Annotated in this window: 6 protein-coding genes and 1 pseudogene; 3 read left to right on the forward strand and 4 right to left on the reverse strand. The window is 73.1% G+C overall.

Annotated features, from left to right (window positions below; translation table 11 throughout):
• Positions 1 to 39: 39 nt before the first annotated feature.
• Positions 40 to 1,140 (reverse strand): isoafricanol synthase, encoded by a 1,101-nt coding sequence (locus ABD329_RS22880; RefSeq protein WP_198276631.1) that lies wholly within the window; start codon positions 1,138 to 1,140, stop codon positions 40 to 42.
• 252 nt (positions 1,141 to 1,392) lie between these two features.
• On the opposite strand from ABD329_RS22880, the pseudogene ABD329_RS22885 reads away from it, so the two are divergent.
• Both ABD329_RS22885 and ABD329_RS22890 read left to right on the forward strand, forming a co-directional pair.
• A pseudogene (locus ABD329_RS22885) lies at positions 1,393 to 4,318 on the forward strand (ATP-binding protein).
• Between the two features lie 61 nt (positions 4,319 to 4,379).
• Positions 4,380 to 4,880 carry a hypothetical protein gene (locus ABD329_RS22890; RefSeq protein WP_020873536.1) on the forward strand — a complete coding sequence of 167 codons (501 nt, stop codon included), beginning with the start codon at positions 4,380 to 4,382 and terminating at the stop codon, positions 4,878 to 4,880.
• 131 nt (positions 4,881 to 5,011) lie between these two features.
• Here ABD329_RS22890 and ABD329_RS22895 read toward each other — a convergent pair whose 3' ends face one another.
• Positions 5,012 to 7,036 (reverse strand): N-acetylmuramoyl-L-alanine amidase, encoded by a 2,025-nt coding sequence (locus tag ABD329_RS22895; RefSeq protein ID WP_198276632.1) that lies wholly within the window; start codon positions 7,034 to 7,036, stop codon positions 5,012 to 5,014.
• A 170-nt stretch (positions 7,037 to 7,206) separates the two neighbouring features.
• Positions 7,207 to 8,310: an aminoglycoside phosphotransferase family protein gene (locus tag ABD329_RS22900; RefSeq protein WP_198276633.1), complete on the reverse strand. Its 1,104-nt coding sequence runs from the start codon at positions 8,308 to 8,310 to the stop codon at positions 7,207 to 7,209.
• A gap of 248 nt (positions 8,311 to 8,558) precedes the next feature.
• On the opposite strand from ABD329_RS22900, the gene ABD329_RS22905 reads away from it, so the two are divergent.
• A complete protein-coding gene (locus ABD329_RS22905; RefSeq protein WP_198276634.1) occupies positions 8,559 to 10,067 on the forward strand; it encodes a DNA-binding protein NsdB in 1,509 nt (502 codons plus the stop codon).
• 174 nt (positions 10,068 to 10,241) lie between these two features.
• On the opposite strand, the gene ABD329_RS22910 is transcribed toward ABD329_RS22905, so the two are convergent.
• Entirely contained in the window at positions 10,242 to 11,807 is a 1,566-nt protein-coding gene (locus tag ABD329_RS22910) for a PP2C family protein-serine/threonine phosphatase (RefSeq protein WP_198276635.1), read from the reverse strand.
• Positions 11,808 to 12,042: the final 235 nt, after the last annotated feature.

Below are 12,042 nucleotides of genomic sequence, written 5' to 3' on the forward strand. Positions count from 1 at the left end.
CGATCGGGCGGCGCCACCCCGGCCGCACGGTCGGGCGGCCTACGCCAACTGAGCGCCGGTCAGCTGCGCCCAGGGCCGCTGCCGCCCCCCGCTGACCGCCTCGGTGCCCTGCTCGTCGTACCGGGCCGTACGCAGCGACCAGCCCAGATTGCCCGTCATCACATGCCGCATGCCGTCCACATAGCGCGCCACGGCGCGGTGGGTGTCCGGGTCGGCCCCCGCCTCGGCGAGCAGCGCGGGCAGCCCGGCCGCGGTCTCCTCGAACCAGCGGTACCGGGCATTGGCCAGATCGGCGATATGGCGTACCGCGTCCTCCAGTTCACCACCCGCGCGCTCCCGCTGGACGATGACGCTGTTGTGGACGTCGCCGACGGCCAGCTCCTTGTCCAGGGAGGCGATGTCATTGGTGAAGACCACCACATCGTCCGTAGCCTCCCGCATCCGTTCCAGCGGGAAGCCGCCGTGCAGCGCGGACGGCAGGGTGTAGCCGCCGAACGGCTCGTTCAGATCGAGACAGGGCTGTACGCCTATCGAGTGGCGACGCAGCGCCAGTACGTCCTCCACCGAGCGCGGCACCTCCGCGCCGCCGGCCCCGGGCAGGGCGCCGGTCCGCTCCAGCGCCTCGCGGTGGTAGGAGTGCAGGTACTCCAGCCAGTGGTGGCGGAAGCGGTCCCGCCACACCTGCGGCCGCCCGGAGTTGATCCGGTGCCACAGGTCGCGGAAGCTCTCCAGCAGCGGCCCGTCGCCGCCGCCCGCCCTGCTGTGCGCCAGGTCCTCGTCGGTGATCCGTATGACGTCCGCCACCAGCCGCGCCACCGCCTCAGGACGGCTGCCCAGCTCCCCGTCGAACTGATCGTCGAAGACGAAGTACCAGCCCACGAGGTCACTGCCCAGGTTCAGGTCGGCGCCGGCCGCCCGGGGGTAGAACAGGCCCGCCAGCACATCGAAGCGGAGCGCGTCGTACTCGGCGACGGACGCGTGGTCCTCGAAGACGCCGAATCGTGAGAGCCATTGGATGGTGTGGTGCCTGGCCGCCTCGGTGCCGGGGTTGAGGTCGGCGGAGGCCGGAAAGCCGAACAGGGCCGCCCGGCGCAGCAGTGCCGTCCGCCGGGCCTGTGGTCGCGCAGCGTGCGTGTGCATGAGTGGTGTCCGCCCCCTTCGTCGTTCGGGCGGCCCGAGCCCGCATATACCACAGGCGAAAGCGGTATCTGGCCAACCCGTTGAATCCGGTCATCCTCGCGTGCGAGACGTGGCATCGATAGAGGAGGTGGTGAATTGGCGTGTGCCACTGGCAATGCCCGGCGGAAATCCCTCCATGGGGGAGCTACGCAGCGTGCCATTCGCGCTACGCTCGGCGTCACCTGCCGGAGGGGAAGCAACGTGGCGGAGTACATGAGCCAGAACGGGACGCGTCGGACACTGCTGGAACGGGAACGGGAGCTGCGCGCGGTCGACGCCGCGCTCACCGAACTGTGCGGCACGGATCCCGCCGACGGGGCCGAGACCCGGGGCGGCGGAGTGATCGCCTTCGAGGGGCCCGGCGGTGTCGGCAAGACCGCGCTGCTCGGCGAGGCGCGCCGTAGGGCCGCCGCCCGCGGCTGCACCGTGCTCCGGGCCCGCGGCGGTGAGCACGAACAGGGCGCGGCCTTCCATGTGGTGCGCCAGCTCTTCCAGCCGGTTCTCGCGGCGACCGGCGAGGACGAGCACCGCAGGATCCTCGGCGGCTGGTACGAGATCGTCGCGCCCGCGGTCGGCCTGGTGGTCTCGGGCCACGGCGGGGCGCCCGATCCGCAGGGCGTCCGCGACGGCCTCGACTGGCTGGTGACCCGCTTCGCCGTGGAGCACGCCCCGGTCGTCATGATCCTCGACGATGTCCACTGGGCCGACCCCGAATCGCTGGACTGGCTGACCCGGTTCGCCCCGCGCACCGCCGACCTGCCCCTGCTGCTCGCCGTCGGCTACCGCCCGGAGGACCTGACCGCCGATGTCGCCGCGATAAGGGCTCTGGTCGAGCGCCAGGGATCACGGCCCCATGTGCTGGCGCCGCTCACCCCGGGCGGAGTCGGCAGGATCGTCCGCGAGGTCCTCGGGGACCACGCCGACGAGGCGTTCTGCCGCGAGTGCTGGGCGATGACCGGCGGCAACCCCTGGGAGGTCACCGAGCTCACCGCCAAGATCCGCGACCGCAGGCTGAAACCGCAGTCGGAGAACCTGCCCGCCCTGCGCGAGCTGGTCTCCTCGGCCAAGGACAGCGGGCTCAACGACCGGCTGACCCGCCTCGGCACCGCCGCCGTCCGCCTCGCCTGGGCCGTCGCCGTCCTCGGTATCGAGGCCACCCCGGCGCTGACCGCCAATGTCGCCGGGCTCAGCGAGACCGAGGCCACCGACATGGTGACCCGGCTCGTCGACGCACGGATCCTGGCCCCGCCGCGCCCCGGGGACGGCACCCGGCCGCTGGAGTACCTCCACCCGCTCATCGCCACCGCCGTCTACCAGGCCATCCCCGGCGCCCTGCGGGTGGCCATGCACGGTCAGGCCGCCACCGTGGTGCTCGGCGCGGGCCTGGGCTCCGCGGCCGCCGGTCGGCATCTGCTGGAGATGCACCCCGAGGGCGACCCCTGGGTGGTGCGCCATCTGCGGGCGGCCGCCCGGGAGTATCTGCGCGCCGGAGCCCCCGACGCCGGGCGCCGCTGTCTGGCCCGGGCCCTGCGCGAACCGCCCGCCCTGGAGGAGCGCGCCGCCGTGCTCTACGAGCTGGGCTGCGCCGCCCAGCTCACCGAGCCCGACGTCACCGTCAACCATCTGCGGGCCGCGCTCGACGAGCCCGCGCTCGGCCCCGAGCTGCGCGAGGCGATCACCTACCGGCTCGCCCAGGCGTACGGCCACAGCGGCCGGATGGAGGAGGCCGCCCAGGTCTTCGCCGACGAGGTCGGGCGGGCCACCAGCGCCCGCACCCGGCTGCGGATGCAGACCGAGCAGCTGATGTGGAACATGTTCCGCGCCGATGAGAAGGAGTCGCCCGCCCGCTCCCGGCGGCTCGCCCGGCTCGCGGACCACCTCACCGGCCGCGGCATGGCCGAGCGCTATCTGATGGGGCTGCGCGCCTGGGACGCGATGACGCGCGGAGAGCCGGTCGCCACCACCCTGCACTACGCGGAGGAAGCCCTCGGCGACGGCCTCAGCTGGACCGATGACGACTGGGGCTTCGAGGTGCCCATCCTGGTCGCCCTGGTTCTTCCTCCACTGCGACCAGCCGGGACGCGCCGAGGAGCTGTTCAACAAGGGCATCGCCGAATGCGAGCGCAAGGGCTGGCGCGGCTCCCACCTGGCCTTCGGCTTCACCCTCCTCGGCTACGCCCGGCTGCGTCGCGGCGCCCTGGGCGAGGCGGAGGAGCTGGCCCGTGAGGGGATGCGGATCGCCGACCTGGTGGGCTCCTCGACACCCGCCCACTGGACCGCGGTCGGCACCCTCATCGGAACGCTGATCTGCCGGGGCCGGGTCCAGGAGGCGCAGGAGTTCGCGGCCCGGCACCGCGGCGCGACCCTGCCGCAGGCCACGCTCTGCCCCGATGTGCCCGCGGTCCGCGGCGAGCTGCTGCTGGCCGCCAACCTCCACCGCGAGGCCCGGAACCAGCTCACCGAGGTCGGCCGCCGCATGGACGGGCGCGGTATGCGCAACCCCGCCTGGTGCCCCTGGCAGCTCCACCTCGCCCAGACCCTCGCGCTGACCGATCCCGGGCAGGCCGCCGAGGTCGCCGACGACGCGGTGCGCCGCGCCCGTCAGTTCGGCACCCACTCCGCCGTCGGCAAGGCGCTGCACGCCGCCGCCACCGTCACCCAGGGGCCGGGCCGGATCAAGCTGCTGGCCGAGGCCGTCAGCCATCTGATGCGGTCACCGGCCGCGTACGACCTGGCCGTGGCGCTGGTCGACCACGGCGCCGCGCTGCGCCGCATCGGCCTGCCCCAGGAGGCCGGCGAACGGCTCTACCGCGGTCTGGAGGGAGCCGTGCGCTGCGGGGCCGACGCGCTCGCGGCCCGGGCCCGCGACGAGCTGTCCGCCGCCGGGCTGCGCCCCATGCAGCTGCGGGTCGACCACACCAGCCCGCTGACCTCGCAGGAGCAGGCCGTCGCCGAGCGGGCCGCCGAGGGCTGGTCGGACGCCCGGATCGGCGAGGCCACGGGACTTGAGGAGCGCGAGGTGGCCCGGCTGCTGTCGGATGTCTACCGTAAGGTCGGCACCGACCGGGCCGGGCTGGCCAAGCGGCTCATCACCCCCACGGCCGGCCTTCCCCAGCGCCCGGCGGCCGACCCCGGATGAGGGGTGCGGCCCGGCCGCTCCCCGGCACGGCAACCGCCGTGCGGCCACGTACCATGTCCGCATGTCCTTCCTCCGCCGCCGCAGCGCCGCCACCCCCACCGGGCCGGACTTCGACGTCCTCGCCATGGACCCGGGAGACTGGCCCGGCGATCTCGGGGCGGGGCTGCTGCCCGCTCCGGACGGCACCTGCCAGGGCGTCTTTCTGCGCTACGACCTGTTCGGCGGCCGCGGCCCGGCGATGATCATCGGCAATCTGCCCGAGGGCTCACCGGCCCGGGAGGTGGCCGAGGGCCAGCCGCCGTTCGAGGTGACCCAGCTGCTGGCGGCGCTGGGGAACGACGAGCCGGTTCAGGTGGTGGACACCGAGGACAGCCCGGTGATGCACGAGGACAACCTGCTCATCGTCCGCCGGATCAAGCTCTCCGAGGGCCGGATCTCCTGCGCCCAGTTCGACCGCAGCGACGGTGTGCTCGTCACCATCGCCAGCTGGGACCGGCCGATCACCGACGATCTGTACCGGCTGCTCAAGCCGCTGCCCGCGGAGATGTTCCAGCAGCGCTGAGAGAAGCAGCGCTGAGGGGCCTTTCGCCAAGGGCCGTGAGCCGAGACCTTCGCCGGGGGTCGTGAGACTCCGGTGCGGCCGCTCACGGCCCCCGGCCGGCCGTCATACGGCGGACTGACGGCCCATCGGGCTCACTTCCCCGAGCGCCGGACCGTCACATCGGCGGCCCGCACGAACGCCACCCGGTGCCCGAACTGGATCTGGTAGTACACATCCTGGCCGCGCACCACCTGGTGACCGGCCGGATCGAAGGTGGTCGCCCACAGATACTCGCCCCGCACCCTGAGCCCCAGCGGATAGGACTGCCCGGCGAGCAGCTTGTACGGCAGCGGCGAGACCGCCTGGACCGGTACACCCTCCGGATACGCCTCCTGCTCCGGATAGGCGCGGCCGTACACCGGAACCTCCGCCGCCCCGGCCTTGGGCGTCACCACGAGCCCCTTGGCGCTCACCGCCGTCGGCCGCCGCTTGGGGTTCTGGAACCAGGCCCGCTGGCCGAGGTACCAGATCGCCGTCCAGTCGCCCTCGCGCCCCGCTACCGCGAACTGCTGCCCGGTGGTGGCGCGGGCGCCGGTGTCGTTCACCCCGGTCGTGGAGTCCGAGCCGTCCGGGCGCAGCCCTATGTCCTTGACCAGCGGGGCGTCCGCGCTCGGCGCGGTGTGCAGCCGCACCGCGGACGAGCCGTGCGGGGCGCACGCCTGGCCCGCCGTCTCGCAGTCGGTGTAGTCGGGCTGGTTGGTGTCGTAGTCGGGGCGGATGGTGACCAGGCCGCCGGAGGAGCCCGCGGTGCGCCGGAAGGGCGCGCCGAGCAGGGTGAAGTAGTGCGCCCAGTCCCAGTAGGGGCCGGGGTCGGTGTGCATCCCCTTGATGGTGGAGGTGGTGGTGCCCGGCACATTGTCATGGCCCAGGATGTGCTGGCGGTCCAGCGGGATGTCGAACCGCTTGGCGAGATAGCGCACCAGCCGCGCCGAGGAGCGGTACATCGCCTCCGTGTACCAGGCGTCCGGGGCGGTCAGGAACCCCTCGTGCTCCAGCCCGATGGACTTGGCGTTGACGTACCAGTTGCCCGCGTGCCAGGCGACGTCCTTGAGCGGCACATGCTGGGCGATATGCCCGTCGGAGGAGCGCAGGGTGTATTGCCAGGACACATAGGTGGGGTCCTGGACCAGCTTGATGGTGGTGTCCCAGGAGCCCTCGGTGTCATGGATGACGATGTAGTCGATGGACTGCGAGGAGGGGCGGTCGCCCAGGTCGTGGTTGCCGTAGTCGTTGTCCCCGAACTCCTCGTAGGGCGCCGGGATCCACTCGCAGGACACGTCCTTGGGGGCCTCGACCCGCGGATCCCGCGCCCGGGACTTCAGACCGAGCGTCCGCAGCTGCCGGGTGTCCGGGGCGACATCGGGCGCCGCCTCGAGGGAGACCAGTTCGCCGCCGGCGGTCGTCCGCGCGGCACCGCCGCGGATCACCCCGTACACCTCGTCGGCGAAGAAGGCCGCGGCCGCGGCGTCATCGGCGCCGGAGTAGGCCGCCACCGCCGCGTACCAGTCGGCGGGGTCCTCGCTCGACGGCAGCCCCAGCCGCTTCTGCGTGGCGGCCAGCAGGGCCGCGCCACCGCGCACATTGGCGCTCTCGTCGTCGCGCAGCGCCTCCGCGGACAGCCCCGTGAGGTCCGCGGCGCGGCTGAGGGTGCGCAGCCGGGCGGGCAGCTGCCGGGGCTGGGGGACGGAGGCCTTGGGCACCCTCAGCGGCCGGGCCAGATCGCCGCGCGCGTCCTCGGTGCCCTGGCTGTGGTGCGGGGCGGTGAGCAGCGCGGTGTGGGCGTCGGTGAGATGCATGGGGCCGTAGCCACCGGTGACGCTGGGCGCGCCACCGTGGCCGTCCCAGCGCGACTGGAGATATGACACGCCCAGGAGCACGCTCAGCGGAACGCCGTACTCGGTGGCGGCGGCCGCGAAGGCGCGCTGTAGGGCGCCGTCGTCGGCACCGGGTCCATCGGCCGGCCGCTGGTCGGCATGGGCGGCGGGGGTGGCGGATACCAGCGGGAGCAGAAGGGCGGCGGACGCCGCGGCTCCCGCGGTGCGCAGCGTGGTTCTCCGAGTGGGACCGGACGGGTTTCCGTGCGCGTCGTGGGCGCTGTCCTGTGCGGGTCCTGGCATTGCAGCCTCCTCAAGCGGGCCGGGCCGAGCCGAGCCACTTAGAGATATGCGCTGCCAGGCGTGGCGTCAATCGCCGTCACCCGGACGGACGTTCGTCCATCCACCCGCCTGCGGCGCGTCACCGGTCCAGACCGGTGACGCGCCGCAGGCGGCCGCCACCCCGCCTCCGCTCAGCGGGTGCCGACCGCCGCCCGCACCGCGCGCCGCGCCAGCGCGCAGTCGTCGTGCAGCCGGCGCAGCAGCAGCCGCTGCTCCTCACCGGCCGGCACCGCGCCCGGCACCACGGGGGCGGGATCGTGCATGGTGCGCTGCACCGCGGTCTCGTACTGCCGGATCTCCCGCGTCAACACCAGCATCAGATTCACCAGGAAGGAGTCCCGTGCGGCCGGGCCGGCGGCCTGCGCCAACTGGCTGATCTGACGCCGGGTGACGGGGGCGTCGCCCAGCACCGTCCACAGCGTGGCCAGGTCATAGCCGGGCAGATACCAGCCCGCGTGATCCCAGTCGAGGAGCACCGGGCCCGCGGGGGAGAGCAGGACGTTGTTCAACAGGGCGTCGCCGTGGCAGAACTGCACCGGGGTCTGCCGCCCGCAGGCGTGCGAGACGCCGCGCAGCAGCTTCTGTAGGTCGCCCATGTCCCGGTCGGTCAGCAGCCCGAGCTCGTGATAGCGGGTCAGCCGGGCGGCATAGTCGATGGGGGCGTCGAACAGATCGGCGGGCGGCCGCCACTGGTTGACCCGGCGGATCGCACCCAGCACCGCGCCCAGATCGGCTCGCGGCGGGGGGTCGGTGGGGTGGCGCTGCGCGGCCGCGATCCGCCCGGGCATCCGCTCGATGACCAGCGCGCAGTTGTCCGGGTCTGCGGCGATCAGGCGGGGCACCCGCACCGGCGGGCGCTGGCGGACGAACGTCCGGTACATCGCTATTTCCCGGCGGAACCGCTCGGCCCACGCGGGGGAGTGGTCCAGCAGGCACTTGGCCACCGCGGTGCTGCGTCCGGTCGCCCCGATCAGGAGTACGGACCGTCCGCTGCGCCGCAGCACCTGCACCGGGTTGAACTCCGGACAGATGCGGTGGACCGAGGTGATCGCGGTGCGCAGCTGCGCACCCTGTGGACCGGACAAGTCGAGTCTCCCGCGGGGCGGCACGGGGCCGAGGGCGGCGGTCCGCCGGGCCCGGCCGCCGGGGGCGGGATCGAGGTACGGCCCATTGCCGGGCAGCTGCCGCCGGTACGGCCGGGGCGGGACGGACACGGAGGACGATGCTGCGTACATGGGCGAGACAGATCCCTTCGTGTGCCGACGAATTGCGTACGCACCCGGCCCCGGGGGCGGGGCCGCACCCTGGGGAATGCGGTTCGGTCGAACTCGAGCCGCCACCGGGCCGGGTAACGCACTCCTACATCACACCCCTGTGCGGGTGGCACACCATCTGGCGGACCCTGGCGAACCCTGGCGAATAGTCGCACGGCTCGTGACGGGCCCGTTACTGTCAAGTCAGCCGAGGAACCTGGGGGCTTGACGTGACGAGGGAACCCAACACCCGTCTTGCGGACCTGTTCGGCCTCGCCGGCTGGTCCAAGGGGGAGCTCGCGAGGCTCGTGAACCGGAAGGCGGCGGCCATGGGCCATCCGCAGCTGGCGACCGACACCTCGCGGGTGCGGCGTTGGATCGACACCGGCGAGACGCCGCGCGATCCCGTGCCCAAGGTGCTGGCGGCCCTGTTCACCGAGCGCCTCGGTCGAGTCGTGACCATTGAGGATCTCGGGTTCGGACGAGGGGGGCGCGCGGGAAAGGGGCAGTCCGGTGACGGGCTGCTCTGGCCGCCCGAGTCCACGGCCGCGGTCCTCACCGAATTCACGGGAATGGACCTTATGTTCAACCGACGCGGCTTGGTGGGTGCGGGTGCCGCGCTCGCCGCGGGATCCGCCATCACCGGTGCCATGAGCGACTTTCTGCTCTCCGACCCCACCCTCGCCACCGACGCGCCCCGTACCGACAACCCCCTGTCCGTCGAGCCCGTGGGCTTCGACCGCTACGAGGCGGCCCCCGTGGGCTCCCAGGAGATCGACGCCCTGGAGACCTCGGTCGAGGTCTTCCGCGCCTGGGACGCGGCCCGCGGCGGCGGGCTCCAGCGCAAGGCCGTGGTGGGCCAGCTCAACGAGGTGGGCGGCATGCTCGCCTACCGCCACCCCGAGCACCTCCAGCGCAGACTGTGGGGGGTGGCGGCCAATCTGGCCGTCCTCGCCGGCTGGATGTCCCATGACGTCGGCCTGGAGCCGACCGCCCAGAAGTACTTCGTCATCGCCGCCCACGCGGCCCGCGAGGGCGGCGACCGGCCCCGGGCGAGCGAGGCGCTCTCCCGGGCCGCCCGGCAGATGGTGCACCTCGGCCGCCCGGACGACGCCTTGGAGCTGATGAGGCTGGCCAAGTCCGGTGCGGGCGAGGCGGCGCTGCCGCGCACCCGGTCCATGTTCTGCACCATCGAGGCATGGGCTCAGGCGTCCAAGGGCCAGGGCCAGGCGGTGCGGAGGGCCCTGGGCGAGGCGGAGGAGCTGTTCGTCTCGGACCGGGACGACGGGCCGGCGCCGAGCTGGATGCAGCTGTTCAACGAGGCCGATCTGCACGGCATGCAGGGGCTGGTCTACCGCACCCTGGCCGAGCACGAGCCGGGGGCGGCCGGAATCGCCCAGAGTTATGCCAAGAAGGCGCTGCGGATGCGGGAGGGCGGGCGCCAGCGGTCCCAGATCTTCGACCACATCTCCATCGCCTCGGCCTGCTTCCTCGGCGACGATCCGGAGCAGGCCGACCGCTATGCCCGGATGGCGCTGCTGACGATCGAGCAGAACTCTTCGCACCGCACCTGGGATCGGCTGCGCGAGATGTACCGGCTCACCAAGCGCTACGACACCTCACCGGCCATCCGGGAGCTGCGTGAGGAGATCCAGCAGATGATGCCGAAGGGAGGCGCGGGGAAGGGCGGCACAGGGCTGAAAGGGCCGGGCTCCATCGCCAGGAGCGCTGCCGTCTAGCGGCCGGGCCACGCCGTACGAAGGGCATGACGAAGGGCAGCACGCGGGGTCGGCGCCATACGAAGGGCAGACGCCATACGAAGGGCAGACGTCTCACGCGGGGTCGATGCCTCACGGGAAGTTGACGCCTTACGAGGGGCCGTTCACCGCGTCACGCCGACGCGGGGCGCCGCGTCACGCGCGGGCACCGGTGACCCTGGCGATCAGCACACAGGCGTCGTTCTCGCGCGGCTCGTCGCCGAACGCCTCGGCCACCGTCCGTACGCACTCCTGTGCGCCATGGGCGGCGGTCAGCCGTGGCGCGAGCGCGAGCAGCCGCTCGGTGGTGCCCTCGGCGTCCCTGGTGAGCCGTCCGGTGTGCAGCACCAGCAGATCGCCCGGCTCCAGGCGCTCCTCGGCCTGGGTGTACGCGGCGCCCGCCGTGGCGCCGAGCAGCACGCCGTCGGGAGAGCGCAGCGGGCGCCCCGTCCCGTCGCGGAACAGCAGCGGGGCGGGGTGTCCGGCCTGCGCCCACGCCAGGGTGCGGGTGCGCGGGTCGTACCGCGCGCAGACGGCGCCGACCAGCGCGGGCTGGGAGGAGACGGCGAGCAGCTGGTTGAGCCGCTCCATCAGCGCACCGGGCTCGATCCCGGCCACCGCCATGCCGCGCACGGCGCCGAGCAGCATGGCCATACCGCAAGTGGCGGTCACCCCGTGGCCGGTGAGGCCGCCGACGCTCAGCAGGGTGTGGCCATCGGGGAGTTCGAGCGCGTCGTACCAGTCGCCGCCGATCTGGGCGCTGGACTCGGAGGGGAGGTAGTGGGCGGCGAGGTCGAGGGCGGCGCTGTCGGGCGCCGGACCCGTGCCCGGGAAGCCGTCACGGGCCGGGAGCCGGAGGGAGCCGCGCCACGGCGGCAGCACGGCCTCCTGCACCTCCACCGCCAGCCGGCGCTCGGTCCGGGCGATCCGCCGCTGGTGACGCAGTGTGTCCCGGCTCTCGCGCACCGCCCGCTCGCTGCGCCGCAGCTCGCTCACATCCCGGAGCACGGCCCACATGGAGGCGGTGCTGCCGTCGGTGTCCAGCACCGGCTCGCCCGCCATATGGACGGTGCGCACCACCTCGTCCTCGCGCACGACGCGGAACTCGCCGTCGATGGGCTTTCCGTCCACCAGGCAGTCCGTGACCATCCCGGTCAGGATCGGCTGGTCCTCGGAGAAGACCCAGGAGGGGAGTTCGTCGAGGGTGAGCCCGCCGTCCCCGGGATCGCGGCCGAAGATCCGGCAGAGCTCGTCGGACCAGGTCACCTCGTCGGTGAGGAGGTTCCACTCGGCGCTGCCGACCCGGCTCAGCAGTGAACCGCGGCCGGTGGCGGCATGACCGGCGGCCTCGCTCCCGGCCGTGGAGTCGGCCGTGGAGTCGGCCTCCGGCTCGGTGGGACCGACCGTCCCGGACGGTTCGACCTTCCCGGATGGCTCGACGGTCTCGGGGCGCTCATCCGCCTCGGCGGCATCGGCGGGCAGTCCCTCGCGCAGCTCGTCCAGATGCCGACCCAGATCGTCCAGCTGGTGGACGGCGAGCTCGCACAGCGCGCGCTGCCAGCGCACCTGCGCGTCATCCGTACCGCCCAGGTCCGCGACGGTGTCCCGGCGGACGGCGTCGAGCCCGCCGCGGAGCCGCTGGGTCTGCGAGATGAGGGCGTCCACCGTGTCACGCTGGGGAGGCGATGCGGCGGGGTGGTCCGCGGAGCGGGGGGACGGCATGACGTTCTCCGATACGGGCGCGGCGCGGCCGGGTCTTGAGGGAGGGACCGGTAACGACTCTTGCACAGGCTGCGACATCCCGTAAGCGGTTTGGCAATACCCGATCCGGTGGTGCTTGCGGCATATGCCGATGGCCTTCCGGGGGCATGTCGGGCGGGAATCGGCGGAGGGCGCGATTCCGGGTAGGCTGCGGCGCTCGGGAGTCCCTCAGTCCCGCACCGTTCATCAGGCATAC

It is taken from the genome of Streptomyces javensis (assembly GCF_039525925.1).
GTDB classification, from domain to species: Bacteria; Actinomycetota; Actinomycetes; order Streptomycetales; family Streptomycetaceae; genus Streptomyces; species Streptomyces asiaticus.